At 69.8% G+C, this 25,579-nt stretch carries 23 protein-coding genes, 4 tRNA genes and 1 riboswitch; of the genes, 13 read left to right on the top strand and 14 right to left on the bottom strand.

The features are described from left to right. Positions 1 to 25: 25 nt before the first annotated feature. The 6 genes from C516_RS0104905 to C516_RS0104880 all read right to left on the bottom strand — a co-directional run bounded on the left by C516_RS0104905 (position 26) and on the right by C516_RS0104880 (position 2,468). Positions 26 to 949, bottom strand: a complete 924-nt coding sequence (locus tag C516_RS0104905; RefSeq protein WP_018717249.1) for a hypothetical protein — start codon at positions 947 to 949, stop codon at positions 26 to 28. A 12-nt stretch (positions 950 to 961) separates the two neighbouring features. Further along, positions 962 to 1,837 (bottom strand): hypothetical protein, encoded by an 876-nt coding sequence (locus C516_RS0104900; RefSeq protein WP_018717248.1) that lies wholly within the window; start codon positions 1,835 to 1,837, stop codon positions 962 to 964. 225 nt (positions 1,838 to 2,062) lie between these two features. Continuing rightward, positions 2,063 to 2,138, bottom strand: a tRNA-Lys gene (locus C516_RS0104895). An 8-nt stretch (positions 2,139 to 2,146) separates the two neighbouring features. Beyond that, positions 2,147 to 2,222 (bottom strand) — tRNA-His (locus C516_RS0104890). 29 nt (positions 2,223 to 2,251) lie between these two features. Beyond that, positions 2,252 to 2,328: transfer RNA gene (locus C516_RS0104885), tRNA-Arg, on the bottom strand. Between the two features lie 63 nt (positions 2,329 to 2,391). Beyond that, positions 2,392 to 2,468: transfer RNA gene (locus C516_RS0104880), tRNA-Pro, on the bottom strand. 171 nt (positions 2,469 to 2,639) lie between these two features. On the opposite strand from C516_RS0104880, the gene folD reads away from it, so the two are divergent. After that, positions 2,640 to 3,494 (top strand): bifunctional methylenetetrahydrofolate dehydrogenase/methenyltetrahydrofolate cyclohydrolase FolD, encoded by an 855-nt coding sequence (gene folD, locus C516_RS0104875; RefSeq protein WP_018717247.1) that lies wholly within the window; start codon positions 2,640 to 2,642, stop codon positions 3,492 to 3,494. Here the strand turns inward: folD and uraD are convergent, their stop codons facing one another. Then, complete coding sequence (gene uraD / locus C516_RS0104870) at positions 3,495 to 4,031, bottom strand: 2-oxo-4-hydroxy-4-carboxy-5-ureidoimidazoline decarboxylase (RefSeq protein WP_018717246.1); 537 nt, start codon at positions 4,029 to 4,031, stop codon at positions 3,495 to 3,497. It abuts the gene before it with no gap. 151 nt (positions 4,032 to 4,182) lie between these two features. On the opposite strand from uraD, the gene uraH reads away from it, so the two are divergent. From uraH to C516_RS0104850, 4 genes are all read left to right on the top strand, one after another. After that, on the top strand, positions 4,183 to 4,536 hold the full coding sequence (uraH, locus tag C516_RS0104865; protein WP_018717245.1) for a hydroxyisourate hydrolase: 354 nt from the start codon (positions 4,183 to 4,185) through the stop codon (positions 4,534 to 4,536). Between the two features lie 39 nt (positions 4,537 to 4,575). Beyond that, positions 4,576 to 5,772 (top strand): urate hydroxylase PuuD, encoded by a 1,197-nt coding sequence (locus C516_RS0104860; RefSeq protein ID WP_026320951.1) that lies wholly within the window; start codon positions 4,576 to 4,578, stop codon positions 5,770 to 5,772. A gap of 7 nt (positions 5,773 to 5,779) precedes the next feature. After that, positions 5,780 to 7,141 carry an 8-oxoguanine deaminase gene (locus C516_RS0104855; RefSeq protein ID WP_018717243.1) on the top strand — a complete coding sequence of 454 codons (1,362 nt, stop codon included), beginning with the start codon at positions 5,780 to 5,782 and terminating at the stop codon, positions 7,139 to 7,141. Between the two features lie 88 nt (positions 7,142 to 7,229). Further along, positions 7,230 to 7,961: a GntR family transcriptional regulator gene (locus C516_RS0104850; RefSeq protein WP_018717242.1), complete on the top strand. Its 732-nt coding sequence runs from the start codon at positions 7,230 to 7,232 to the stop codon at positions 7,959 to 7,961. A gap of 9 nt (positions 7,962 to 7,970) precedes the next feature. On the opposite strand, the gene hyi is transcribed toward C516_RS0104850, so the two are convergent. Beyond that, complete coding sequence (gene hyi, locus C516_RS0104845) at positions 7,971 to 8,753, bottom strand: hydroxypyruvate isomerase (RefSeq protein ID WP_018717241.1); 783 nt, start codon at positions 8,751 to 8,753, stop codon at positions 7,971 to 7,973. A 68-nt stretch (positions 8,754 to 8,821) separates the two neighbouring features. Continuing rightward, on the bottom strand, positions 8,822 to 9,061 hold the full coding sequence (locus C516_RS0104840; RefSeq protein ID WP_018717240.1) for a hypothetical protein: 240 nt from the start codon (positions 9,059 to 9,061) through the stop codon (positions 8,822 to 8,824). 150 nt (positions 9,062 to 9,211) lie between these two features. After that, a riboswitch (TPP riboswitch) is annotated at positions 9,212 to 9,317 on the top strand. A gap of 94 nt (positions 9,318 to 9,411) precedes the next feature. On the opposite strand from C516_RS0104840, the gene thiC reads away from it, so the two are divergent. The 8 genes from thiC to C516_RS0104800 all read left to right on the top strand — a co-directional run bounded on the left by thiC (position 9,412) and on the right by C516_RS0104800 (position 20,029). Further along, a complete protein-coding gene (gene thiC, locus C516_RS0104835) occupies positions 9,412 to 11,292 on the top strand; it encodes a phosphomethylpyrimidine synthase ThiC (protein ID WP_018717239.1) in 1,881 nt (626 codons plus the stop codon). A gap of 96 nt (positions 11,293 to 11,388) precedes the next feature. Next, the gene (locus C516_RS0104830; protein WP_018717238.1) at positions 11,389 to 12,213 is read left to right on the top strand and encodes an IclR family transcriptional regulator; all 825 of its coding nucleotides are present in this window, start codon (positions 11,389 to 11,391) and stop codon (positions 12,211 to 12,213) included. A gap of 76 nt (positions 12,214 to 12,289) precedes the next feature. Continuing rightward, the gene (locus C516_RS0104825) at positions 12,290 to 12,667 is read left to right on the top strand and encodes a PilZ domain-containing protein (protein WP_018717237.1); all 378 of its coding nucleotides are present in this window, start codon (positions 12,290 to 12,292) and stop codon (positions 12,665 to 12,667) included. A 524-nt stretch (positions 12,668 to 13,191) separates the two neighbouring features. Then, positions 13,192 to 13,455, top strand: a complete 264-nt coding sequence (locus C516_RS0104820) for a PAAR domain-containing protein (protein ID WP_018717236.1) — start codon at positions 13,192 to 13,194, stop codon at positions 13,453 to 13,455. Then, positions 13,455 to 14,594, top strand: coding sequence for a hypothetical protein (locus C516_RS0104815; RefSeq protein WP_018717235.1), 1,140 nt, complete (start codon positions 13,455 to 13,457; stop codon positions 14,592 to 14,594). Before C516_RS0104820 ends, C516_RS0104815 begins: the two co-directional genes overlap by 1 nt. Further along, complete coding sequence (locus C516_RS0104810; RefSeq protein ID WP_018717234.1) at positions 14,591 to 17,320, top strand: type VI secretion system Vgr family protein; 2,730 nt, start codon at positions 14,591 to 14,593, stop codon at positions 17,318 to 17,320. The genes C516_RS0104815 and C516_RS0104810 overlap by 4 nt, the downstream gene beginning before the upstream one ends. Beyond that, positions 17,317 to 18,882, top strand: coding sequence for an esterase/lipase family protein (locus tag C516_RS0104805; RefSeq protein ID WP_018717233.1), 1,566 nt, complete (start codon positions 17,317 to 17,319; stop codon positions 18,880 to 18,882). The genes C516_RS0104810 and C516_RS0104805 overlap by 4 nt, the downstream gene beginning before the upstream one ends. Before the next feature lie 22 nt (positions 18,883 to 18,904). Further along, the gene (locus tag C516_RS0104800; protein WP_018717232.1) at positions 18,905 to 20,029 is read left to right on the top strand and encodes a T6SS immunity protein Tli4 family protein; all 1,125 of its coding nucleotides are present in this window, start codon (positions 18,905 to 18,907) and stop codon (positions 20,027 to 20,029) included. Positions 20,030 to 20,237: 208 nt separating this feature from the next. On the opposite strand, the gene radA is transcribed toward C516_RS0104800, so the two are convergent. From radA to C516_RS0104775, 5 genes are all read right to left on the bottom strand, one after another. Next, entirely contained in the window at positions 20,238 to 21,614 is a 1,377-nt protein-coding gene (gene radA / locus C516_RS0104795) for a DNA repair protein RadA (protein ID WP_018717231.1), read from the bottom strand. A gap of 3 nt (positions 21,615 to 21,617) precedes the next feature. Next, the gene (gene alr, locus C516_RS0104790) at positions 21,618 to 22,688 is read right to left on the bottom strand and encodes an alanine racemase (RefSeq protein WP_018717230.1); all 1,071 of its coding nucleotides are present in this window, start codon (positions 22,686 to 22,688) and stop codon (positions 21,618 to 21,620) included. Then, complete coding sequence (gene dnaB / locus C516_RS0104785; RefSeq protein WP_018717229.1) at positions 22,685 to 24,070, bottom strand: replicative DNA helicase; 1,386 nt, start codon at positions 24,068 to 24,070, stop codon at positions 22,685 to 22,687. The genes alr and dnaB overlap by 4 nt, the downstream gene beginning before the upstream one ends. A 145-nt stretch (positions 24,071 to 24,215) precedes the next feature. Further along, entirely contained in the window at positions 24,216 to 24,665 is a 450-nt protein-coding gene (rplI, locus tag C516_RS0104780) for a 50S ribosomal protein L9 (RefSeq protein ID WP_018717228.1), read from the bottom strand. A 46-nt stretch (positions 24,666 to 24,711) separates the two neighbouring features. Continuing rightward, positions 24,712 to 25,578 carry a hypothetical protein gene (locus C516_RS0104775; protein ID WP_018717227.1) on the bottom strand — a complete coding sequence of 289 codons (867 nt, stop codon included), beginning with the start codon at positions 25,576 to 25,578 and terminating at the stop codon, positions 24,712 to 24,714. Position 25,579 lies beyond the last annotated feature (1 nt).

Here is a 25,579-nt window from a genome sequence, read left to right as displayed (position 1 = left end):
CAGCAGCGTTTGGCGGCGCCCGGCATCAGCCCTGCCGTGCGGGGCCGCTCGCGAGTGCCTCACCCAGCCGGCGGCCGAGCTCGGCGAGCGCCGACAGCCTGGCGGCGACGGCGCGGGAATGATCTCCGGGAACCGGCCGCCGGACCGCCGGCTCGGGAAAGAAGGCCGCCTCCGTCTCGATCGTGACCAGACATACATCATCGACCACTGCGGCGCGCACGGCACCGAAAGGCCGGAGGGCCTTCAACGCCTCGGCCAGGCCGGCGTCGAGCAGCCGCGAGGCCAGCACGGCGTTGTCCGCCCGAACCTCCAGTCCGGCACCGCGCAGCCCGGCATGAGAGACAAGAGCCAGCCCGGATGCCGGCGCACGAACCGCCTCGCGGACCGCGCCCACGATTCGCCCGCCGTCGGGTCCGACCCGGACGCTCACCCCCGGATCGCCGGACAGCCGCGCCCGGACCGCCAGGCCGGTGAACACCCGTCCACGCCCCTCGCGGCCGCGACGCAGCTCGACCTCCGCCGCCTGCAGCCGCACGCCGCTGAAGGTCCCCGCCAGCAGATGGGTCCGGGTACCACTGTGATACGCGGGGACCAGGTCCATCTCACGGAAGCCGTCAAAGGCGAGGCCGGGACCGCGGTAGGCGTAGTCGGTGAACCCCGCCTCCTGCGCGAGCGCGGGATAGAGCATTTCGGCGACGTGCCGTCGCCAGCGGTTGGGACCGCCGCGACCGATCATCCAGGCGGGGACGCCCCCCACGATCAGCGCCATTGCCAGGATCACGAGCCGGTCCTCGACGGTATCCGCACCGGCGAAGAAGACACCGAATACCGCGACGACCATCACCGCGAGCACCACCAGGCGGGACACCAACCGCCGGAGCTCGCGTCGGCGTTCGTCCTCAAGCGCCCGCACGAGCGTCTCGCGGTCCGGATCGCCTGCCACGCTCACCGCCCCGCCTCCTCACCGCTTCGCCGGCACGGTGATGCCGAGATCCAGTGCATCGTAGGCACCGCCGACCGCGGCGACCGCACCGTCGCGACCGCGGCCGCCCTCGCCCATGCGCTGCTGGAGGATCCTGCCGGTTTCGACGTCGACGACGCGCGCGACCGCCATGTGAGTACCGTCGCCGCCCAGGCGGTAGATCTCGAAGTCGAGGAGATAGCGCGCACCCTCCAGGCTGCCGGGCGCGACATCACAGGGATCGGGCATCGACCGGGCGGCCCGGCGGGGCTGCCGGTCCGCCGTCAGCCACATGGACACATGCCGCGAGCCCTGCTTCACGTCGCTCCAGAGATAGTCGCCGAACGCCCCCGGATCGGTGGCGGCCCCCACCGCGGTCAGCGCCGAGGCGACCACGCCCAGGGCCCGGCCACCGGAGATATCCCCGCCGGCGCCACCGGCCCGCCCGTCAGCGCCGCCACCCCGCTTCGGCGGCGCTGACTCGACGGAGCCCGATGCCTCGAGCAGGCGCATGGTGACCCGCGCCTCCATGCTCATGCCCTGACACTGCCCGGTATAGGTGCCCTCCAGCCGGCGCTGCCCGGGGCTCAGCCGCCAGTGGGTGACGCAGCTGTCGGCCTTGGTGGTCGCCGTGTACACCCCGGCATCCGGATCCAGCGTGAAGGTCGCCGGTGGCTTGCCCTGCGGCGCGAACACGAAACCGGACTGACACCACCGCGCACTGAGCACCCCCTCGTGACGCTGGGTAATGCCGATCGCCTCCAGACGCGCGACACTCACCCAGCGCCCTGGCACCGGCCGGGGCACGGCGGCGGCCAGGGCAGGCAGCGCCACGGCGGCGGCGAGGATGGCGAGCGGGACAATACGCTGTCTCATGGCGACGAGCTCCGGTGGCCTGGACACCCGGCCGCGGCGCCCCGCGCCACGGTCCCCGGGTGACACCCTAGCGCCCCGGCACTTACGTCGCACTTACCACCGGCCACCGGCAGGGATTATTCCGTCATCGCCACGGGATCCGGCTGCCGGACCCGGCAGCCACAAAGGGAATGCAAAGGCGCAAAGAAAAGGGGCAGGCCCGTGGGCCTGCCCCTTTCAGCGGTATGGTGGGCCGTCAAGGACTCGAACCTTGAACCAACTGATTAAGAGTCAGCTGCTCTACCAATTGAGCTAACGGCCCGTATTGTTTGGGGTGAGCGATGGGGCTTGAACCCACGACCTCCGGAGCCACAATCCGGTGCTCTACCAACTGAGCTACGCCCACCATTGTCGAATCGGCCAATCCCTCGAATCTGGCGCGCCCGGCGGGATTCGAACCCGCAACCCTCGGCTTAGAAGGCCGATGCTCTGTCCGGTTGAGCTACGGGCGCTTGACCCACAGCCCCAAGCGTCGGCACACCCGCCGGGTCGCCTGGCCAGTGCGGCGACGGTACTGGTCGGGGTGGAGGGATTTGAACCCCCGACATCCTGCCCCCAAAGCAGGCGCGCTACCAGACTGCGCTACACCCCGTGCTTCTCGTGCCGGGTCACGCCGGGCAGGCCTTACAGCCGTCGCTGCAGACGGCGGAATACTACGCAGAGCCCCCGCCGCCGTCAAGCGTTCGAGTTGAGCGGCCGGCGCCCAAGTGCGAGAATTCGGCGCCTTACTCGCCGGTCACTGTCCACCCGGAGGTTATAGCACATGAACGCGCGCATCATCGACGGCAAGGGGATCGCCGCAGCGCTGCGAAAGCGCATCGCAGGGGACGTGGCGGAGCGCGGCGACCAGGGGCGGCGGCCCCCGGGACTGGCGGTGATCCGGGTCGGCGACGACCCCGCCTCGCAGGTCTACGTGCGCATGAAGCGCCGCGACTGCGCCGAGGTGGGCATCCGCTCCATCGACCACGACCTCCCGGCCGACCTCCCGGAGGCGGACCTGCTCGCCCTGGTCGAGCGGCTCAACGCCGACGACGAGGTCGACGGGATCCTCGTCCAGCTCCCGCTGCCCGGGCACATGGACGCCCAGAAGGTGATCGAGACCATCGACCCCGCCAAGGACGTGGACGGCTTCCACCCGGTGAACGTCGGGCGCCTGACCCTGCGCCTGCCGGGCCTGCGCTCGTGCACGCCCCACGGCGTGATGACCCTGCTCGAGCGCACCGGCGTCGATCTCACCGGCCTGGACGCGATCGTCATCGGGCAGTCCAACATCGTGGGCCGGCCCATGGCGCTGGAGCTGCTGAACGCGCGCTGCACCGTGACCATCTGCCACAGCCGCACCCGCAACCTCGCGGAGAAGGTCCGTGCCGCGGACGTGGTGGTCGCCGCCGTCGGCCGCCCGGGCTTCGTCGCCGGCGACTGGATCAAGCCCGGCGCGGTGGTGATCGACGTCGGCATCAACCGCGACGAGGAAGGCCGCATGGTGGGCGACGTCGACTACGCCGCGGCCGCGGAGCATGCGGCCTGGATCACGCCGGTCCCGGGCGGCGTGGGCCCGATGACCCGCGCCACCCTGCTGGAGAACACGCTCGAGGCCGCCGACGCCCGCGCCCGCTGATCACGTCACCCGGTCGAGCAGGCGCAGCCGCGCGATGCGGTTGATCTCCGCCACGGCGGTGCGCCGCTCCTCGTCCGGGCCGTTCTCCAGGCGGCGCCCGAAGGACTCCAGGATCGTCCCGCGGTCATGGCCCTTGACCGCCATCACGAAGGGCATGTTGAACCGCTCCCAGTACTCCCGGTTGAGCCGCTGGAAGCGTTCGTACTCCTCCTGCGTGCACTGATCCAGGCCCGCCCCGGCCTGCTCCCGGGCGGAGTCGTCGGTCAGCCCGCCCTGCACCGCCGCCTTGCCCGCGAGGTCCGGGTGGGCGCGGATTACCTCGAGCTGGTCCTCCGCGGAGGCAGCATTGAGCACCGCCGCCATCGTCGCCGCGAGCGAATCCGGGGTGTCCTCGGTGACGCTCAGGCCGCGCCGGTACGCCTGCCGGGCAATCCACGGCGAGTGCTCGTAGACGTCGCCGTAATGGGCGACGAAATCGTCTTCGTTGAGCTGACTCGGTCTCGGTTCCAGTACGCCTTCCGCCATGACTTCCCCCATAACTCATTTCCGGCTGGCATCACCAGCCGGCCAAAAATGTATACACTTTTGTTTGCGTTTGTCGACAACGTGTTTTATACCTCCCAACGGACGGCCACCGGGACCACCGTCACCCACCCGCTGACGAGCGAATAACGAGGAGGAGAGTGCCATGGGCCGACTCACCACCCATATACTGGATACCGCCCACGGCCGCCCCGGCTCCGGGATCCGCATCGCGCTGGCACGGGTCGAGGACAACGTGCTGACCCCGCTGACCGACGCCGTGAGCAACGACGACGGCCGCGTGGATGGCCCCCTGCTCGAAGGCGACGCCTTCCGGGCCGGGCAGTACCAGCTCGTCTTCCAGGTCGGCGAGTACTTCGACCGGCTGGGCCTGCCCGGCGACGCGCCCCGCTTCCTCGACGAAGTGGTGGTGCGTTTCGGCATCGCCCATGCCGACGAGCACTATCACGTGCCGCTGCTCATCTCACCCTACAGCTACACCACCTACCGGGGCAGTTAAAGACCGCCGGCCGCACGAGACTCACGGGGACCCTCGGATATGGAAGCGCATCTGATGGAGTGGGCGAACCTGCTGGTTCGCTGGATCCACCTGATCGTGGGCATCGCCTGGATCGGGGCGTCGTTCTACTTCAACTGGCTGGAGAACAACCTCGAACGCACGGGCAAGCCCGCGGGGATCGCCGGCAATCTCTGGGCCGTGCACGGCGGCGGCTTCTACTTCGTCGAGAAGTACGCGGTGGCACCGCCGCAGCTGCCCGAGACCCTGCACTGGTTCAAGTGGGAGGCCTACTTCACCTGGATCAGCGGTTTCACCCTGCTGATCATCGTCTACTACCTCAACGCGCAGACGATGATGGTCAATCCGGCGGTCGCCGCCCTCCAGCCCTGGCAGGCGGTGGCCATTGGCATCGCCACGCTGGTGGCCGCCTGGCTTGTCTACGACGGCCTCTGCCGCTGGCTGGGCGAGCGCCCGCGGCTGCTCGCGGCGCTGATCACCGTACTCATCGTGCTCCTGGCGTGGGGACTGAGCACCGTGTTCAGCGGCCGCGCCGCCTACATCCACGTGGGCGCGGCGATCGGCACGTGCATGGTGGCGAACGTGTTCTTCGTCATCATCCCCTCGCAGAAGGAGCTGGTGCGGGCCATGGAGGAGGGCCGCTCGCCGGATCCGCGCTACGGCAAGAACGGCCTGCTGCGCAGCCGCCACAACAACTACCTCACCCTGCCGGTGCTGTTCATCATGATCAGCAACCACTTCCCCGGCACCTACGCGGCGGCGTGGAACTGGGCGATCCTCGCGGCCGTGTCGATCATCAGCGTCGCCGTGCGCCACTACTTCAACATCCGCCACCGGCCCGGTGCGGTGAAGCGGCTGATACTGCCCGCGAGTGCGCTGGCCTTCGCCGCGGTGGTCGCGGTGCTGAGCCCGCCGGTCCGCTCGATGCTGGCGGGCGACGGCACCGGCGAGACAGTGAGCGAGGTCAGCTTCGAGCAGGTGCACACGATCATCGACGAACGCTGCACCACCTGCCACGCCCCGGAGCCCTCATTCTCGGGATACGCCAGCCCGCCCGCCGGCATCGTGCTGGAGACCGCCGCACAGATCCGCAAACACCGCGCGGATATCAAGCGCGTCGCCGTCGACAGCCACTACATGCCGCTCGGCAACATCACCGGCATCACCGACGAGGAGCGTGCCGCCCTCGGCGCGTGGATCGAGCGAAACAAGGAGTGACAGCGGCATGACGAGCCTGATCCTCGACAACGCCGCGGCCGTCGCGACCATGGAGGGCGACGACGGCGGCGTGCTCCACGACGCCAGCATCCGTATCGAGGACAACCGCATCGCCGCGGTGGGACCCGCGGCGCGCATCGGCACCGATGCCGACCGGGTGATCGACGCCCGCGGACACATCCTCATCCCCGGGCTGGTGAACACCCATCACCACTTCTACCAGACCCTGACCCGGAACCTGCCGGCGGGGCAGGACGCGGGGCTGTTCAACTGGCTGGTGAGCCACTACCCGGTGTGGGCACGCCTCGATCCGGAGGCCATGGACGTGAGCACGCGGATCGCCGCCGCCGAGCTCATGCTCTCCGGCTGCACCACCGCCGCCGACCACACCTACCTCTGGCCCAACGGCGCCCGCCTGGACGACCAGATCCACGCCGCCCGGGAGATGGGCCTGCGCTTCCACGCCGGGCGCGGGTCCATGTCGGTGGGCGAGTCGGACGGCGGCCTGCCGCCGGACGCCGTGGTCGAGTCGGAGACCGCGATCCTCGCCGACAGCCAGCGGGTGATCGAGACCCACCACGACGACGCGGACTACGCGATGACCCGCATCGCCCTGGCACCGTGCTCCCCCTTCTCCGTATCGCAGACGCTGATGCGCGAGAGTCTGGAGGTGGCCCGACACTACGGCGTGCACTGCCACACCCACCTCGCCGAAACCCGCGACGAGACGGCCTACTGCCGCGAGCGCTTCGGCCGCACCCCGGTGGAGTACGCCGAGGACCTGGGCTGGTGCGGCGAGGACGTCTGGTTCGCGCACATGGTGCACCCGGAAGACGACGAAATCCGCCGCCTCGGCGCACACCGCTGCGGCGTGGCGCACTGCCCGAGCTCCAACATGCGCCTGGGCTCGGGCGTCGCCCCGGTGCGCGCGCTCCGCCGGGCCGGCGCCCGCGTCGGCCTGGGGGTGGACGGCTCCGCATCCAACGACGGCTCGGACATGCTCGGCGAGGCACGCCAGGCGATGCTGCTGCACCGCCTCGTGGACGGCCCCGACGCCATGGGCGCCGTGGAGACACTGAGCCTCGCCACCCGCGGCGGGGCCGCGGTGCTCGGCCGCAATGACATCGGCCACCTGGCCCCCGGCATGGCCGCGGATATCGTCGGCTACCGGCTCGACACCCTGCCGCTCGCCGGCGGCGCGGTCCACGACCCGCTCGCCGCGCTCGTGTTCTGCCGCCCACCGCAGGTCGCACTCAGCCTGATCAACGGGCGCCTCCGGGTCCGCGACGGCGCGCTCACGGACGTGGACCTCCCCGCACTGGTTCGTCGGCACAACGACATCGCCCGGCGGATCGCGGCGCGCGCGTGAGCGCCGCCGCCGTTTGCGAGGCCCGGGGGTAACCGATACATTCGAGCGGTATCCGTAACCCCTAGACATCCCGACGCGGCAGGAGACCATGGCGCAGCAACGCGAGCCACGACCGCTGGAGCAGGCGGGCCTCGAAACGCCCGGACGCGGGCGTCGCGCATCCGACGACGCCATCTACGACGCCATCTACGAGGCGGTACTGACCCAGCGGCTGCCTCCCGGCACGCGGCTACCCGAGATCACTCTCGGCGAGCTGTTCGGTGTCAGCCGCTCCGTGGTCCGCAAGGCCCTCTCGCGCCTGACGGCCGACCAGATCATCACGCGTCGGCCCAACCAGATGGCGCTGGTTGCCCACCCGAGCGTCGAGGAGACCCGCCAGATCTTCGATGCCCGGCGCCTGGTGGAGGGCGAGGTCGCCCGCCAGCTTGCCGGCCGGCTCAGCGGCGATGCCCGGGAGCGGCTCGAGCACATCATCCGCGACGAGCACGCCGCCCACACCGGCGACCGCCAGGAGGACCGGGTCCACCACTCCATGGCCTTCCACCTGTGCCTGGCGGACAACGCGCCCAACGAGGTGCTCGGCCGCATGCTCCGGGAGCTGGTGATCCGCACCTCCATCGTGATCGCGCTGTACAAGGCCCCCGGGATGAGCGCCTGCTACCTCGGTGACGACCACCAGGAGCTGGTGCGCTGCCTGGCCGAGGGCCGCGGCGACGAGGCGGCCACGCTGGTGCGCCAGCACCTCTCCACCCTGGAATCCCGGCTCGCGCTCAGCGACGAGGAGCGCCCGGTGGACCTCGCCGAGATCCTCCGGCGCTGACCCGCCGCCCTACCCCCGGAGGTAGGGCATCAGCCAGCCGAGTCCGGCCGCGGTACCGCTGCGGGGCACGTACTCGGCGCTGACCCAGCCGTCGTAGCCGAGCGCGTCCAGTCGCTCGAACACGAAGGGGTAATGTATCTCCCCGGTGCCCGGCTCGTGGCGGCCCGGGTTGTCCGCGACCTGGACGTGGCCGATGCGGGAGAACGCGGACTCGATATGCCGCACCAGGTCCCCCTCCATCACCTGCATGTGGTAGACGTCGTACTGCAACGCGAGATTGGCGACGCCGGCATCGTCCATCACTCCGAGGGCCTGGTCGGAGCGGCAGAGGAAGAAGCCCGGCACGTCGCGGGTGTTGATCGGCTCGACGAGCAGCTGCACGCCGGCGTCGGCAAGCCTCGGCGCGGCATAGCGCAGGTTGTCGACCAGGCACTCCCGCGCGCACTCCGCAGAGACGTCCCCGGGGAGCCGCCCGGCGAGGCAGTTCACCCGCGGGCACGCCAGCGCGCGAGCGTAGTGGATCGCGGTATCCACGCCGGCCCGGAACTCATCCCGGCGGTCCGGATGGCAGGCGATCCCGCGCTCGCCGGCGGCCCAGTCCCCGGCGGGCAGATTGAACAGCACCTGGCTCAGACCGCTGTCCGCCAGGGCGCCGGCGAGCACCGGCGCCGGATAGTCGTAGGGGAAATGGCACTCGACACCACGGAACCCCGCGGCGGCGGCAGCCTCGAAACGCGCCGGGAATGGGCGCTCCGTGAACAGCATCGACAGATTGGCGGCGAAACGGGGCATGGGAACTCACCGGCGGTCCGCAATGGACCGCCAGTGTAGCGCAGGGTCCCGCCGGACCGGGTAACGGGTCAGGCCGCCTCGCGCAGGCCCTCGCCCGCGGGCACGGGCTCGTGGACGGTCAACAGCGACCGGCGCTGACTCGCAAGCATTACCTCGTAGCCGGTCGCGGGCCGGCGCAGATGCGCCGCCGGATCCGGCCGGCCGCAGCGGCATTCCAGCGACACCGCCGCGCCACGGGGCACCACCTGCCACGCCGCGCATGCCGGGCACTCGAGGTGATCCCAGGACTGGTTCGTGACTACGGCCATGACTGCCTCCGCTCGTTCAAAACATGACCGCACGATCACATCGCAACGGGGCGACAGGGGCATTGATCCAGATCAAACCCGCATTTGACCGGCAGACACGCCGGTTCTAGTCTCGGTGACAGTCCCCGGCCGCGCCGGGGACGTTACTGGACGAAGAAGCGGGGGTGCCCGGGTGCAACGACGCATGCCGGGCTGAGAGAGTCCCTTGGAACCTGATCCGGTTCGTACCGGCGCAGGGAGCTTTGCACATCACCGGCCACCGGCCGGCGTCCGCCGTCATCGCGGACGTGCAACCTTCCCTCCCCCCTTTTCGTCGCCTTTTCACCATCTGCGAGCAGAGGCGACACATCATGAGCGACACCGATACCGATATCCGCGGCACCGCGGCCGCCCTCGGCGAGGCCGTGACCCGGCCGTTCCCGGGGTCCCGGCGCATCCACGTCAGCGGTCGCCGTGCGGACGTGCGCGTGCCCATGCGCGAGATCGTGCAGGCGGACACGCCCACCCGCAACGGGCCCGAACCCAACCCGCCGCTGGCGGTCTACGACACCTCCGGCCCGTACACCGACCCGGCCGCCGCCATCGACCTGTGCGCGGGTCTGGCACCGCTACGCGCGGACTGGATCGCCGAGCGCGGCGACAGCGAGCGCCTCGACGATCTGAGCTCGCGCTACGGCCGCGAGCGGCGTGCCGACACCGGCACGACGACCTGGCGCTTCCCCGCGGAACGCACTCCGCGGCGCGCCCGCGACGGCGCCAACGTCACCCAGATGCACTACGCCCGGCGGGGCATCGTCACCCCGGAGATGGAGTTCGTCGCCGTGCGCGAGAACCAGCGCCTGGAGGCCAGTCGCGACGATCCCGCCCTGGGCCGCCGCCACCCGGGCGAGCCCCGGGGCGCGAGCCTGCCGGAGACCATCACGCCGGAGTTCGTGCGCGACGAGGTGGCCCGGGGCCGGGCCATCATCCCGGCGAACATCAACCACCCGGAGAGCGAGCCCATGATCATCGGCCGCAACTTCCGGGTGAAGGTCAACGCCAACATGGGCAACTCGGCGGTGACCTCCTCCATCGGCGAGGAGGTGGAGAAGATGGTCTGGGCCACCCGCTGGGGGGCGGACACGATCATGGACCTGTCCACCGGCCGGGACATCCACGAGACGCGGGAGTGGGTGATCCGCAACTCGCCGGTGCCTGTCGGCACGGTACCCATCTACCAGGCCCTGGAGAAGGTCGACGGCGAGGCCGAGGCCCTGACCTGGGAGATCTTCCGGGACACCCTCATCGAGCAGGCCGAGCAGGGCGTGGACTACTTCACCATCCACGCCGGCGTGCGCCTGCCCTTCGTCCCCCTGACCGTGGACCGGCTCACGGGCATCGTCTCCCGCGGCGGCTCGATCATGGCCAAGTGGTGCCTGGCCCACCACCGGGAGTCCTTCCTCTACGAACGCTTCGAGGAGATCTGCGAGATCATGAAGGCCTACGACGTGGCCTTCTCACTGGGCGACGGCCTGCGCCCCGGCTCCATCGCCGACGCCAACGACGACGCCCAGATGGCGGAGCTGCGCACCCTGGGCGAGCTCACCGACGTCGCCTGGCGCCACGATGTCCAGGTGATGATCGAGGGTCCGGGTCACGTGCCGCTGCACCGCATCCGCGAGAACATGGGCGAGCAGCTGCGCCACTGCCACGAGGCGCCGTTCTACACCCTGGGGCCGCTGGCCACGGACATTGCCCCCGGCTACGACCACATCACCTCCGCGCTCGGGGCGGCCAACATCGCCTGGGAAGGCACCGCGATGCTCTGCTACGTCACCCCCAAGGAGCACCTGGGGCTGCCGGACAAGCACGACGTCCGCGAGGGCATCGTCACCTACCGCATCGCCGCCCATGCCGCGGACCTCGCCAAGGGCCATCCGGCGGCACAGATCCGCGACAACGCCCTGTCCAAGGCACGGTTCGAGTTCCGCTGGGACGACCAGTTCAACCTCGGGCTGGATCCGGAGCGCGCCCGGGAGTTCCATGACGCCACCCTGCCCAAGCAGGCGCACAAGGTCGCCCACTTCTGCTCCATGTGCGGGCCGAAGTTCTGCTCCATGGCCATCTCCCAGGAGGTCCAGGCGTTCGCCCGCGAGCGCGGCCTGGACGCCGACAGCGCCCTGGAGACGGGGCTCGCCGAGAAGGCGCAGACCTTCCGCGAACAGGGCGGCGCGATCTACCATCGCCGCTGACCGCTGTGCGGCCGCCCCCGCCGGGGCGGCCGCCGCCTCCCACACCGCCATCCCGATGGCATACAATTGTGGAAAATCCTTCCACGGGGAACGACGTTGGCGGAACGACAGACACGATCCACCGGCCGGCCACGCACCAGCGGGCGAAGCGCCGCACAGAGCCAGTCCCTGACCCGCGGCCTGAGCATCCTCGAAGCCCTCTCCGGCGCCGGCCACGGGCTGACGCTCTCCGAGGTCTCGCAGATGGCCGGGCTGGCGCCCTCCACCACCCATCGCCTGCTCCACACCCTGGAGCAGATGCAGTTCGTCCAGCAGGACGAGGAGCTCGGGCTGTGGCACGTGGGCGTGCGCGCCTTCATCGTCGGCAACGGCTTCATCAGCGCCCGCGACTACGTCGCCGTCGCCCGCCCGTACCTCCACCGGCTCATGGAGGAGACCGGCGAGACCGCCAACCTCGCCGTGCAGGACGAGGGCTACGCCGTGTTCCTCGCCCAAGTGGAGTCCCAGGAGATGATGCGCATGATCGTCAGGCTCGGCAGCCGCGCACCGCTGCATGCCTCCGGCGTGGGCAAGGCGCTGCTCGCCGGCATGACCGAGGCGGAGGTCGAGCGCATCCTCCAGCGCCGGGGGCTCTCGCGGGTCACCGAGAACACCCTGGACACCCCGGCGCGGCTGCACGCCAACCTCGCCGAGATCCGCGAGCGCGGCTACGCCTGCGACTACGAGGAACACGCCATCGGCCTGCGCTGCGTCGCCGCGACCCTGCACGACGAGACCGGCGCGGCACTCGCGGCAATCTCGGTCTCCGGCCCGAGGGCGCGGATCACCGACAGCCTCATGCACGAGCTCGGCGCGGCGGTCTCGCGCACCGCCCGTGAGATCACCGCCCGCCTGGGCGGCCATGCCCCGGACGGCCCGTGAACCGCCGCCGGGACTGTGCGCGACGTCCGGGAAGGACTACGCTGGCGGCAGGCAGCCGGAACACGGAGAGGGGAGCATGAGCGACAGCGACGAGCGCCGGCGCTTCAGCCGCATCGACATGGATCAGCCGGCCCGGCTCGAGGCGGACGGCGCCGGCATCCCCGTGCGGGTGATCGACATCAGCCTGCACGGCGCCCTGGTCCGACCCGAGGCCGAGGCGGCCATCGCGGATACCCCCGCCACCCTCACGATCCCCCTCGGCGACGAGGCGGTCATCCGCATGCACGTCACGCCCATGCACCGTGAGGCGGGCTTCGTCGGCCTGCGCTGCGACGACCTGCCGGTAGAGAGCGCCGGCCACCTCCGCCGCCTGGTGGAGCTCAACCTCGGCGACCCCGAGCTGCTGGAGCGCGAGCTGGAGGCCCTCGCCGGGCTCGGCGACCGCACGGACTGAGCCTGCCGTCATCCGGCCCTCACAGCACGCCGCACGACACGGCCCCCGAGACCACGATGGGAGCGCTGCACGAACGGCGTACCCGGGGGATATCACGCACCGCCGCAAGGCCCCGATTCCGCCGTGTCACCACCCGCTGAAGTCAGCCACCACGCTTCCCACGCTCGACCGCGACCGACGTCTCAGTGACCGCCGCCCGCCGTTGACATCCCTTATCTTTTAGGCCTAGATAGCGGCGAACGCCGGTCGGAGATACCCACCGGCCGCATGCCCGCCAGGGAGGCGGGCAAAAACCCTCTGTCATTGACCTGGAGACCACGGAAGGTGCTCATGACAGGCATCGCCTTTGCATCGCCGTACCGCGCGTCCCCCCTACGCGTACAGGCCGGCACGTCCTCACCGGGGACCTCCCCGTCCACTGCCTCCGCCATCGCCGGTCGTGCGACCGCTCCCTCCGGCCGGCCGTCATCGCCCCCGGCCGCGGACACGCCGACAGCACGCGCACGTCGCGGGGAACGGCACCGATGAGGCCGGTCATCCTGATGGGAGACCGCACCTCCCACGGCGGCATCGTGCTGGAGGGCGCGGACAGCACTTTCGTTCGGGAACGTCGGGTCGCGCGGGTCGGCGACCGCGTGAGCTGCCCCAGGGACGGCCACACCCCGTCGGTGATCGTGACCGGCGACCCCACGGCCCTCGTCGACGGCCGCCCCCTCGCCAGAGAGGGCGACAAGTGCGCCTGCGGCGCGACGCTCATCGCCTCCGTCGCAGACACGGGGACGCTCTGATGTCCGGGCACCGGCGCCCCTCCATCTACGACCGCCTGCAGAAGAGAACGGCGGCCCGGCAGGACAAGGCGCCGCCGGCACCGCGGCACTTCGACACCCAGTCCATGGCCGTGGCACACGCCTGGCTGCTGGGCGGTTTTGGCGATACCGATGAACTGGTGCCCGGGATGCCGGCCCCGGCCGGCTGTGACTACACGTTCGACGAGCGCGTGCGCAACGCCGCCGACGAGTTCATGGGCGTGTACCGAATCGGGACCGGCCGTCCGGCCGAGCTCGCCCCCGGCGCAAGGGCCCGGCAGCTCCTCGAATACGCCCTGCCCGGACTCCTCGCGCGGGGGGACCGTCAGGCATGGGGGGAAGGCCAGATCGTGCTGCAGCACCCCGCCGGCACCGATCCGCAGGCATGGCTGGATACCGTGCTCGCGCTCTGGCCGGCCCGACTGCAGCCCAGGCACGGGATGCACGTCACCGCCCTGACCTTCGATCAGTGGTTGCGTGAGACCCTCGCCGCCTCCGAGGGAACGATCGAGTGCTATCAGTTCATCGCCGTCACACCGCTCGGACTCCGCCCCATCCGGACGGGCCACCCGAACGGCGAAGCCCTCGCGTCACTGTGGCTGAGGCGGCCGACGAAGGAGCACGCTCCCGGCGCGAACACACCGCATACCGCGCACTGCCGGCTCTCCCTGCCCGGGCGCCACGAACACCCCCCAAGACACCTGACACGGCGGGACGACCCCGCCCTGCTTGAACGCGCCGTCGCCACGGCCCTCCCGCAGGACGACGCCCGACAGGCCATCGGCGCACTGGTCTGGGCCGGCGTCACCGGCGGCAACCGGCTCGATCAGCTCACGGCACTGCTGCAGCGCGATTTCCCCCATCTGCACTGGGATACCGACGTGTGGTCCCTACAGGGCCTGTGCGGATCGATGGACACCGATACCACCCCCTATCAGTTCGCCGTCGCCCTGAGGCTGGCGGAGCAGCGGGCGGGGAACACTCTGGTCCTGGACTGCCGCGGCGACGACACCACTGTGGCCATGCACCTGGCCTGTGCGGAAACCGCCACCAACCCGCCGCCGGAGCGCGGCGGCAGGTCTTTACCTCCCAGCACACGGACGACGGGAGCCCCCTCATGAGCGACGACACCGGCGAGCGCCTGCTCGACCCGCTCCGCGACTGGGCCGAGATGACCCAGCGGGAGCGTCTGCTGCGCCTGACCACCCCCCTGGGCAAGGACCGCCTGCTCGCCCACCGCTTTCATGGCCACGAGCGACTCGGCCGCATCCCCGCCTGGCGCGTCGACACGATCAGCCTCGATGCCGACATCGACCCCCAGGCGCTGATCGGCAAGCCCGTCACGCTCGCCATCCGCCTGGAGGACGGCAGCGAAACCTGTCGCCACGGCCTGGTGGAATCACTGACCTACCTCGGCGCCGACGGCGGTCTGCACGACTGGCAGCTGGTCTTCGTCCCCTGGTTCGCGCTGCTGGCCTATCGCGAGGACTGCCGCATCTGGATGGATCGCAGCATCATCGACGTCCTTACCGACGTGTTCAGCCACTATCCCGAGGCCGCCGGGCGCTACCGCTTCGATCTGCGCCGCGACTACCCGGCGCTGAGCTACGTCGTCCAGATCAACGAGCCGGACAGCAACTTCGTTCAGCGCTGGCTCGAACAGGAAGGGCTGTACTGGTACACGCTGCACGAGCCCGACCGGCACACGATCGTGTTCACCGATGACGTCGACACCCTGCCGGCGAGCGAACCGACGGCCATCCGTTTCCACACCCAGGCGGCCACCCAGCACGAAGACAGCGTCCTGCAATGGCGCCCGAATCACACACTGCACAGCCAGCGCACGCACTACGTCAGCCGCGATTACCGCGCGCATACCCGCCCGCTCGAGGCCGGCGTACCCACGACGCCGGACGCCACCACCCTGGACGGACTCGAACGCTACGCCTGGCGCGGCCAGTACGCCTGGAACACGACAGGCGACGGCGCACGGCTGCTGCGCGGGCGCATGGAGGCGCAGGAGTCCGCAGCCCGGCGCATCCACGCCGTCAGCGGCGTACGCCGCCTCAAGGCCGGCGAGTGGTTCGAGCTCCGCGACCATCCCCTCGTCGAGCGCCGGGGCGAGAACGCACGGCAGTTCATCGTCATCGATGTCGAGCTATTCGCCGAGAGCAACCTGCCGATCGCCTTCGAGCGCCGCGACCGCCCCGGCAGCCTCGGCCCGCTGATCCGCGCCTTCCGCGACCGTGTCATGGATGCCCCGGCGGAGGCCGCCGATGAGCGCGAGCGCTCGCGCACCTACGGCTTCTTCCTCAACCGCCTTGAATGCCAGCGCCGCGACCTGCCCTATCGCAGCCCCGAGCAGCACCGCCGCCCGGAGGTCGGCATGCAGACCGCGGTGGTCGTCACCCCGCCCGGACACGAGGTCTACACCGACCGCCTCAACCGCATCCACGTCCGCTTCAACTGGGACCGCCTCGCCAGCGACGAGCGGCTGAGCTCGTGCTGGCTGCGCGTCATGCACAACAGCAGCGGCCCGGACTGGGGCACGGTCAACGTCCCGCGGGCGGGCGAAGAGGTGCTGGTGGGCTTCATGGACAACCACGTGGACCGCCCCGTCGTTCTCGGCCAGCTCTACGGCGGCCACTACCCCCAGTGGCACTCCACCGGACTGATGAGCGGGCTCAGGAGCAAGGAGATCGGCGGGCGCGGCCATAACCAGCTGGTGATGGACGACGCCACTGGCCAGCTCCGCACCCAGCTCGCCAGCAGCGAGTCCACCACCGAACTCAACCTCGGCTATCTCATCGACCAGCAGGGCAACACCCGCGGCGCCCGGCGGGGAACCGGCTTCGAGCTGCGCACCGACGCCTACGGCGCGATCCGCGCCCGCAATGGGCTCTACCTCTCCAGCTGGGGCCGCCCCGGCGGCACCGGCAGCCAGCTCGACGCCGGCGAGGCGTGGCGCCAGCTCCGTGAGGGCCACGAGCTCAGCCGCACGCTCTCACAGACCGCCAAGCGCCACCGCGCCGAGGCCTTGGGCGGGGTCGAGCCGCTCGAGCGCTTCAACCGCAACAGCGAGCACACCTACGGCAACGCCACCACCATCGACGGCACCGGCGCACGCCGGTTCGCGGACGGCGGCGGCGACACCGACCACGCGATCCGCAACGGCGGACAGGGCGAGGTCCCCGGCCTCGAGGACGCGCTCATCCTCATGGCGGCCCCCGACGGCATCGCCACGGCCACGCCCGAGAGCACCCACCTGCACAGCGGCGAACACCTCACCGTCTCCACCGGCGAGGACGTCAACATTGCCGCCGGCCGCAGCCTTCTCGCCAGCATCGCCGACAGGCTCTCGCTGTTCGTGCATCGCGCCGGCATGAAGCTCATCGCCGCCGGCGGGCGTGTCGACATCCAGGCCCAGGACGACGAGATGGAGCTGCAGTCACGCCGGGCGATGCGGCTGTCGTCCACGGACGATGCGGTCATCCTCGCCGGCAAGAAGGAGATCCTGCTCACCAGCGGTGACGCCTACATCCGCCTCGCCGACGGCAACATCGAGATCCACGCCCCCAAGGCCGTCAACGTCAAGGGCGCGAAGAAGCAGTTCGGCGGCCCCGTGAGCATGACCCACCGCTTCAACCAGTTCCCCGAATCGAGCTTCAGCGAGACGTATCAGGCCGTCGACACGGATGGCACACCGATCGCCCATCGGTACTTCGAACTGCGCCAGGGGAAGGAAATCATCACCACGGGCATTACCGACGCCGAGGGGTACACCGGCATCCGGAAAAGCGAATTCATCGACGGCATGAGCATACGGCTCCGACGGGGACAGGGATGAGCGACGAGTACGACATCTACGACATCTTCGACACGGCACACAGCTGCCACCACCCCAGCGAAGAAAAGCACGTCACGCGCGTGCGCTGCCGCGACTGGGTGCTCCCCGTCGTCTTCGTGCCGGGGGTGATGGGGAGCAATCTGAAGAATACGTCGAACAAGGAAAAGTGGCGCGTAGATAGTGTTTGGAGCCTGTTGGGGTGGCTTTGGAAAAGCCCCGAAGCACGCCAGGAGATCCTGAACCCGGACGAAACCGAGGTCGACCCCGAGGGGGCTATCCCTCACGGGCTGAATCGCAGCTGGAAAACCGCCGAGGGCGAGACGATCCCGAACGAAGCGCTGATGAAGGCGCGCGGCTGGGGCGAGCTCGGCAGCATGGTCTACGGGGAGTTCCTCGTCTGGCTGGAGAACTGGTTAAACCTGCCCGATGACATATCGGCGGCCGACTCGATCCCCATCACCCAGCTGGTGGGGCTGGTCAGAGACGACGTCTCGCTGCCGGAAGACTTCGACGCGACAGTCAACGGATGGCTGAAGACACTCACGCGTTACCACTTCCCGGTGCACGCCTGCGGCTACAACTGGCTGCAATCCAACGCCGACTCGGCCGATGCACTGGCACAGCGGGTGGACGCCATTATCGACGGCTACCGCCGGGCCGGGATGGGCTGCGACAGGGTCATCCTGCTCACCCACTCCATGGGCGGACTGGTCGCCCGTTACTACTCGGAAGTCGACGGCGGCAACGCCAGCATGCTGGGCGTGGTGCACGGGGTGATGCCCACCAACGGGGCGCCGGTCTTCTACCGGCGCATGAAGTGCGGCACCGAGGGCGGTTTCTTCACCAGTCACATCATGGGCGCGACGGCGCGCGAGACCACGGCCGTGCTCGGTAGCGCCCCGGGCCCGCTGCAGCTGGTCCCCACCCCGGCCTATGGCCGGCACTGGCTGCAGATCCGCCGCAACGGCCGGGCGATCCGGTCGCTGCCCGAAGGGGACGACCCCTACACGGCGATCTACCTGGAACGCGAACAGTGGTGGGGCATGCTGGAGCCGGCGCTGGCCAATCCGGAGCTGACAGGGAGTCATGCCCCTGACAGGGAGAAGAAAATCCAGAGGGAATGGGATAAATACGTAAAGACAATGAAAGACAAAGTGAAGAGTTTTCACAAAAACATGGCCAACCGATTCAATCCCAATACCTATCTCTTCTACTCCGACAGCCCGGATCACATGAGTTATGGCGCCGTGATATGGCAGGGAAGGGAATCGGAATATAGCCGTCATCTCTGGAAGGCGGCACAGTCGCGCCCCCACTACAACCAGTATCGCCTGGCCATGGAAACCGACCGTCACGGTCACGAGCGCGTTTACCGCTACGAGATCGGCGAGCCCGAGGACCCCGGCGACGGGACGGTGCCGAGCCGCTCGGGCCGCGCCGGTGCCGAGCATGCCCGGCGTACCCTGGCCGTTGCCACCGAGCACCAGTCCGCCTACGACAACGCCGAGGCCCGCTGGTTCGTGCTCGGCGCCATCCTGGAGATGGCGCAACAGTGGCAGTAGCTCATCGCCACAGGACGACACCATGAAGAGGACCCGACAACTCTGGATCCGGGCCGGTATCGGCGTGGCCATAGCGCTGCTGGTATTGGGCTACGGGGCATACGAACGAGGCGTACCGACGATGAACGAGCAGGAACGACACACGCTCGAGGGCTACACCCAGACCATGCGCCCCGTGTGCGTGGGGCGCTTTCAGCTACAGATGCCCGAGCGCATGCCTTTGAGCTCGAGCAGCCTGACGGTGAACGAGGCGCAAATCAGCGCCCGGCCGATGAGCCGGCAGATGTATGACCGGTTCATCGAGAAACGGAGAAACACGTTCGAGAACCAAGAGACCGTCAACAAGGACGATGCCCCTTATCTCAAGAACGTGATCAAGACTGACTCCGGACTCGTCATCTTCGACAGAAACGAAAGCCGTAGCGCCTATGACTCATCGAGAACCCTGGAGGGATACAAATTCGAGGGGTTCACGATGTTCTCCGTCGAGCTCAAGGCAACGGACCTGACCGACGAGCGCTACAAGGCGGACCGCGCGTACCTGACAACCAACAAGTCCGAGCGCCTCAAGCAGGTGCAGCACCTGCTGCAGCGCCTGCACCCGCGCGAGAGCGACGAGATACCCGAACGCCCCGGCCTGTGCTTCGGCCACGGATTCCTCGCCGGCGGCGCGGACGAGACGATCCCCGGCGCCGCCCTACCGTATCGGGAGGAATCCATCGGGATGACCTTCGTCGATAACGTCCATGAAGACATCTATCTCAACATCTATACCAACACCACGATCGCGGCAGAGACCACGCTGCTGGAGCGCAAACCGGGGGTAATAGCGCTCCTGTCCAGAGACCCGAACCACTCGATGCTCCGCGACGGTAAGGTCGATCTCGAGGGCATAAAGCAGGCCGAGGAGGTCCTGACAACCGGCACCACCGACGAGGACGTTCGCGGACATTATTTCAACATCGAGGCCAACAGCAGGATCGGCTCCCCCGAAACCCCTTACGTCGACATCACCCTTCGCACGGGGGAGTTCGTCACTGACGGGACGCACCCGCGAATCGACCAGGCTTCACTGACAGACGCCGAGGCCGCGGGCCTCTGGGATGCCGTCACCCGCACGTTCCAGCCCCGCCCCAACGCCTTCTGATTCGTGCCGGATGAACGAACACACGGTTTTCATCAGGGCGGGACTACAACTTCGTCGCACAGGGACAGGTATCGGACCCCGGCCACCCATTCATTCTGATTCGCATGGAAGGCGGCGACGTGCCCGGGGACTCAGCCAACCGGCTGTGGCATTCCACCCTGGGCAGCCTGCGGCCACGCCCCGGGGCCTTATGAATCGGGGGGTTCAGCTAGAAAACCGCTTCCAGCGCCTCGTCGAGACGGCTGACGGGGATGATCTCCAGGCCCTCGGGGCGCTGGCCCTTGGGGGGCAGGTTCTTGGCCGGCACCAGCGCGCGCCGGAAGCCGTGCTTGGCGGCCTCGCCGAGGCGCTCCGGGCCGTTGGGGACCGGCCGGATCTCGCCGGCCAGGCCGACCTCGCCGAACATCACCCATTCCTGGCCCACGGCGCGGTCGCGCAGGCTGGAGAGCACGGCCACGAGGCTGGGCAGGTCGCTGGCGGTCTCGGTGACGCGCACTCCGCCCACCACATTGAAGAAGACGTCCTCCCCCGCGGTACTGATGCCGCCGTGGCGGTGCAGCACCGCCAGCAGCATGGCCAGGCGGTTGCCGTCCAGCCCGAGGGCCACGCGGCGCGGATTCGCCAGCGGACTCTCTGAAACGAGCGCCTGGACCTCCACCAGCAGCGGCCGCGTGCCCTCGCGGGTGACCATGATCACGCTGCCCGGCACCGGCTGCTCGTGGCGCGAGAGGAAGATCGCGGAGGGGTTCTTCACCTCGTGCAGCCCGGTGTCGAGCATGGCGAAGACCCCGAGCTCGTTGGCGGCGCCGAAGCGGTTCTTCACCGCGCGCAGCAGGCGGTAGCGGCTGCCGGCGTCGCTCTCGAAATACAGCACCGTGTCGACCATGTGCTCCATCACCCGCGGGCCGGCGAGCTGGCCGTCCTTGGTGACGTGGCCGACCAGGAACAGCGCCGTGCCGGTCTGCTTGGCGTAGCGCACGAGCTGGGCGGTGCACTCGCGCACCTGGGCCACCGAGCCCGGCGCCGAGCTCAGCCCCTCGGTATGCAGGGTCTGGATCGAGTCGATGACCATCACGGCGGGACGTTCCGCGGCGGCGGCGTCGAGCACCGCCTCCACCGAGGTCTCGGCGAGCAGCCGCAGGCCCTCCGCGGCGACGTTCAGCCGGCTGGCGCGCAGGCCCACCTGGCGCAGCGATTCCTCACCGGTGACGTACAGCGCGCTGTGCGCGGCGGGCAGCCGGGCCACCATCTCCAGCAGCAGGGTGGACTTGCCGATGCCCGGATCACCGCCGAGGAGCACCACCCCGCCGCGGACCAGTCCGCCGCCGAGGACACGGTCCAGCTCGCCGATGCCGGCGCTGAAGCGGGTCTCCTCGTCGGAGGGCACGTCCGCAAGGCTGCGCACCCCCCGGTCGCCGGCGTACTGGCCCCGGGGCCGCCCGCCGGCGGCCGGCGTGGCCTCGACGATCTGCTCCTCCAGGGTGTTCCAGGCCCCGCACTCGGGACACTGGCCCGCCCACTTGGGCGAGGAACCGCCGCAGTCGCTGCACACGTACAGACGCCGGGGCTTCGCCGTCCTGGCCATCAGTCACTCCTCCCGGAAGGTCACGCGCGGGGTCAGCCGGCAGAACAGCTCGTAGGCGATGGTGCCGCAACGCCCGGCGACCTCCTCCGCGGGCAGCCCCCGCCCCCACAGGGTCACCGGCGCGCCGACGGCGGCGCCGGGATGCCCGCGCAGGTCCACGCAGAGCATGTCCATGGACACCCGCCCCGCCAGGGCCGCGCGGCGGCCGTCCACCAGCACCGGGGTACCGTTGGGCGCGTGGCGCGGATAGCCGTCGCCGTAACCGATGGAGACCACGCCCACGGGCATGTCCTCCGGGCAGGTGAAGGTCCCGCCATAGCCCACCCGGTCACCGCGATGGTGGCGGTGCACGGCGATCAGCCGCGCCTCCAGGGTCATCGCCGGGACCAGCGGCGGGCGCTCGCCGCCATCGATGAACGGCGACGCCCCGTACAGGCAGATGCCCGGACGCACCCAGTCCGCATGGGCGGACGGCCAGGCCAGGGTCGCCGCGGAATTGGCGATGGACGCCTCTCCCCGCCCCGCCTCGCGGGCCCGCGCAAAGGCCTCGAGCTGGCGCGGCGTGGTGTCGTCGCGGCGGTCGTCGGCACAGGCGAGATGGGTGAGCCAGCGGATCTCCCCCACCGCGGGGCAGTCGCGCAGGCGACGGTAAACCGCCGCCGTTTCCTCCGGTCGGAAGCCCAGGCGGTGCATGCCGCTGTCCACCTTGATCCAGACATCCAGCGGCCGGGACGGCGCGGCCCGCTCCAGGCACTCGACCTGCCACGGGGCGTGAATCACCGCATCCAGCCGCTGGTGGGCGAAGTCTTCGATCTCGTCGGCGTCGAAGAAGCCCTCCAGCAGCACGATGCGGTGGTCATGCCCGGCCTCGCGCAGGGGCAGCGCCTCGGCGAGGCAGCTCACCGCGAAGGCGTCCGCTCCTGCCAGCGCGGCGGCGGCGCGGCGCAGGCCGTGGCCGTAGGCATCCGCCTTGAGCACGGCGATCGCCCGCGCCCCCGGCGCGCGCTCGCGCACCACGCCCAGGTTGTGCACGAGCGCATCGGTGTGGATGGTCGCCCGGGCCACGCGGCTCACGTCCAGCCCTCGCTCCCGTAAACGTCGTCGATGTAGTTCTCGAAGCGCGTGAACTGCCCGAGGAACGTCAGGCGCATGGTGCCCACCGGGCCGTTACGCTGCTTGCCGATGATGATCTCCGCGGTGCCCTTGTCGGGGCTGTCGTCGTTGTAGACCTCGTCGCGGTAGATGAACACGATCACGTCGGCGTCCTGCTCGATCGCCCCGGATTCGCGCAGGTCCGACATCACCGGGCGCTTGTTCGGGCGCTGCTCCAGGCTGCGGTTAAGCTGGGAGAGCGCGATCACGGGCACGTCCAGCTCCTTCGCCATGGCCTTGAGCGAACGCGAGATCTCCGAGACCTCCTGGGCGCGGTTCTCCTTGAAGCCCGGCAGCTGCATGAGCTGGAGGTAGTCGATGAGGATCAGCCCGAGGCCGTGCTCACGCTTGAGCCGGCGTGCGCGGGCACGCATCTCGGTGGGCGTGAGCCCGGGGGTATCGTCGATGAACAGCTTCGCCTGCGAGAGCAGGTTCATGGTGCTGGTCAGCCGCGGCCAGTCGTCCTCCTCCAGCCGCCCGGAGCGGATCTTCTGCAGCTCCACCCGGCCGAGCGAGGAGAGCATGCGCATGGCCAGGGCGTCCGCGGGCATCTCCATGCTGAACACCGCCACCGGCGTGCCGTCGTGCATGGCGACGTTCTCGGCGATGTTCATGGCGAAGGTGGTCTTGCCCATGGACGGGCGGGCCGCGACGATCACCATGTCGCCGCCCTCCATCCCGGAGGTCATTCGATCGAAGTCGCTGAAGCCGGTGGGCAGACCGGTGACGTCGCCGTCCTGGTGGAAGAGCGTGTCGATGCGGTCGACGACGCTGGGCAGGATGTCGCGCACGCCGATGAACCCGCGGCCACCGCGGCGCGACTGCTCGGCGATCTCGAAGATGGTGCGCTCGGCGAAGTCGAGCAGCTCCTCGCTGCCACGGCCGTCCGGCGTGTAGCCGGCACTCGCGACCTCCGTGCCCGCCTCGATGAGCTGGCGCAGCACGGACTTCTCGCGGACGATGTCCGCGTAGGCGCGGATGTTCGCGGAGCTCGGGGTATCCTTGGCGAGAGCACCGAGATACGGCAGGCCGCCGGCGTCCTCGAGCTGGCCGTTGGACTTCAGCCACTCGGACAGGGTCACCGCGTCCATGGGCTGGCCGCCCTCGGCCAGGGTCTCCATGGCCCGGAAAATCAGCCGGTGGTCGCGGCGATAGAAATCCGCCTCGGACACCCGGTCGGCGACCTGGTCCCAGGCACCGTTGTCCACCATCAGCCCGCCGAGCACCGCCTGCTCGGCCTCGATGGAGTGAGGCGGGACCTTCAGCGCCTCCGTCTCGGTTAGCGCAGCACGCGCGTCGGCCATCTCCAACCTCCGCGCCCGCCTCCGGGCGCCGGCTCACTGCCGGTGGCCGCGGCACCGCAGGGCGCCACGGTCACCGCTGCCCATCCGCACGGCCCCGGGCGGGGCCGCGATGCATGCCCGCCGGCCGGCGGGCATGCCGGTGCGGTCACTCCTCGGCGGTGACCGAGACCGTCACGGTGGCGTCCACGTCCGAGTGCAGGTGCAGCTCGATCTCGTAGTCGCCGGTCACACGCAGCGGCCCCTCGGGCAGACGCACCTCCTGGCGCTCCACCTCGACACCGGCGGCGGTCACCGCATCGGCGATATCGGCGGTGCCCACGGAGCCGAAGAGCTTGCCCTCGTCGCCGGCCTTGGCGGTGATGGTCACCGTCAGCCCCGCGAGCTGCTCCGCGCGGCGCTGCGCGGCGGCGAGCTGCTCCGCCGCCTGGCGCTCGAGCTCGGCGCGGCGCTCCTCGAAATAGCGGATGTTCTCCTCGGTGGCCATGCGCGCCTTGCCCTGCGGCAGCAGGTAGTTACGCCCGTAGCCCGCGCGCACCTTAACGCGGTCGCCGAGCCCCCCGAGATTGTCGACCTTCTCAAGCAGAATGACTTCCATTGCTAATCCCCAGAACCAGTCCAGTAATCGATCCACGCCCGCCGTCTCAGGCGGACTCCGTGACCCGGCGCCGCACGTCCACGAACACGTCCATCATGCCGGCGATGGCATAGATGCGCGCGAACGGGGCGAGGCTCACATAGACCACGACCAGCCAGGCCCGGCTCAGCCCCTTCGCGCCGACCAGCGCGTGGGCAACCGCCAGGGCCTGGAAGACGAACACCGTGCTCACCACCAGCGCCACGTCGTAGAGCGCGCCGCCCCCGACGACAGAGCCGACGACGAGCACGCCCAGGCAGGCGAAGGTGAACCCGCGGGAGAAACGCAGGGCGTGAAACTCCGCGCCGAACCCCCCGGGATTGTACAGCAGCGCCTGCCACCAGCGCGCCAGCAGCAGGCTGGCAATACCCACCAGCAGCAGGTTACCGAACCACAGCGACGTCATCATCGTCGCGAGCCGGCCCGCCTGTGCGTTCAGCGCCTCGCGGGTGGCCGGGTCCGCAAACAGGCCTGCCGCCTGCTCCAGCATCCCCTGCCAGTAGGCGCCGGCGTCCCCCACCACCAGGTGGAAGAGGATCACCGCGACGCCCGCCAGGGCCGCGGCCGCCTCCAGCGCCCGCGGCAGTGAGACCGTCACCCGGAGGCAGGCGGCCACTGCCACCATCGGCAGCCAGACCTGCAGCGGCAGCTGCAGGGCCGGCAGCGGGCTGCCCACACTCGCCTGAGCGAGTACCGCCAGCACCGCGGTGGCACCAGCAACGGTGAGAACACCCTCACCGGCACCGCGGCGCAGGGTCACCAGCGCCACCACTGCCGAGCTGATCCACAGCAGCAGCGGCACCACGGCGGTCAGCGCCGTCACGGCGATGGCCGCTATGCGGCCGCGCATGACCAGCGCTGCCAGTGAGCGCATG

Origin of the sequence: Arhodomonas aquaeolei DSM 8974, assembly GCF_000374645.1 — a bacterium.
GTDB classification, from domain to species: Bacteria; Pseudomonadota; Gammaproteobacteria; order Nitrococcales; family Nitrococcaceae; genus Arhodomonas; species Arhodomonas aquaeolei.
This window is presented reverse-complemented; position numbering and strand designations above follow the sequence as displayed.

Excerpts from the sequence above, each read along its gene's own strand:
- C516_RS0104805 (WP_018717233.1), top strand. The coding sequence starts at position 17,317 with ATGAGCGACGAGTACGACATCTACGACATCTTCGACACGGCACACAGC.
- C516_RS0104810 (WP_018717234.1), top strand. The coding sequence starts at position 14,591 with ATGAGCGACGACACCGGCGAGCGCCTGCTCGACCCGCTCCGCGACTGG.
- C516_RS0104825 (WP_018717237.1), top strand. The coding sequence starts at position 12,290 with ATGAGCGACAGCGACGAGCGCCGGCGCTTCAGCCGCATCGACATGGAT.
- dnaB (WP_018717229.1), bottom strand. The coding sequence starts at position 24,070 with ATGGCCGACGCGCGTGCTGCGCTAACCGAGACGGAGGCGCTGAAGGTC.
- uraH (WP_018717245.1), top strand. The coding sequence starts at position 4,183 with ATGGGCCGACTCACCACCCATATACTGGATACCGCCCACGGCCGCCCC.
- C516_RS0104775 (WP_018717227.1), bottom strand. The coding sequence starts at position 25,578 with ATGCGCTCACTGGCAGCGCTGGTCATGCGCGGCCGCATAGCGGCCATC.
- C516_RS0104850 (WP_018717242.1), top strand. The coding sequence starts at position 7,230 with ATGGCGCAGCAACGCGAGCCACGACCGCTGGAGCAGGCGGGCCTCGAA.
- C516_RS0104840 (WP_018717240.1), bottom strand. The coding sequence starts at position 9,061 with ATGGCCGTAGTCACGAACCAGTCCTGGGATCACCTCGAGTGCCCGGCA.
- folD (WP_018717247.1), top strand. The coding sequence starts at position 2,640 with ATGAACGCGCGCATCATCGACGGCAAGGGGATCGCCGCAGCGCTGCGA.
- C516_RS0104855 (WP_018717243.1), top strand. The coding sequence starts at position 5,780 with ATGACGAGCCTGATCCTCGACAACGCCGCGGCCGTCGCGACCATGGAG.
- thiC (WP_018717239.1), top strand. The coding sequence starts at position 9,412 with ATGAGCGACACCGATACCGATATCCGCGGCACCGCGGCCGCCCTCGGC.
- C516_RS0104900 (WP_018717248.1), bottom strand. The coding sequence starts at position 1,837 with ATGAGACAGCGTATTGTCCCGCTCGCCATCCTCGCCGCCGCCGTGGCG.
- C516_RS0104800 (WP_018717232.1), top strand. The coding sequence starts at position 18,905 with ATGAAGAGGACCCGACAACTCTGGATCCGGGCCGGTATCGGCGTGGCC.
- uraD (WP_018717246.1), bottom strand. The coding sequence starts at position 4,031 with ATGGGGGAAGTCATGGCGGAAGGCGTACTGGAACCGAGACCGAGTCAG.
- rplI (WP_018717228.1), bottom strand. The coding sequence starts at position 24,665 with ATGGAAGTCATTCTGCTTGAGAAGGTCGACAATCTCGGGGGGCTCGGC.
- hyi (WP_018717241.1), bottom strand. The coding sequence starts at position 8,753 with ATGCCCCGTTTCGCCGCCAATCTGTCGATGCTGTTCACGGAGCGCCCA.
- radA (WP_018717231.1), bottom strand. The coding sequence starts at position 21,614 with ATGGCCAGGACGGCGAAGCCCCGGCGTCTGTACGTGTGCAGCGACTGC.
- C516_RS0104815 (WP_018717235.1), top strand. The coding sequence starts at position 13,455 with ATGTCCGGGCACCGGCGCCCCTCCATCTACGACCGCCTGCAGAAGAGA.
- C516_RS0104860 (WP_026320951.1), top strand. The coding sequence starts at position 4,576 with ATGGAAGCGCATCTGATGGAGTGGGCGAACCTGCTGGTTCGCTGGATC.
- C516_RS0104820 (WP_018717236.1), top strand. The coding sequence starts at position 13,192 with ATGAGGCCGGTCATCCTGATGGGAGACCGCACCTCCCACGGCGGCATC.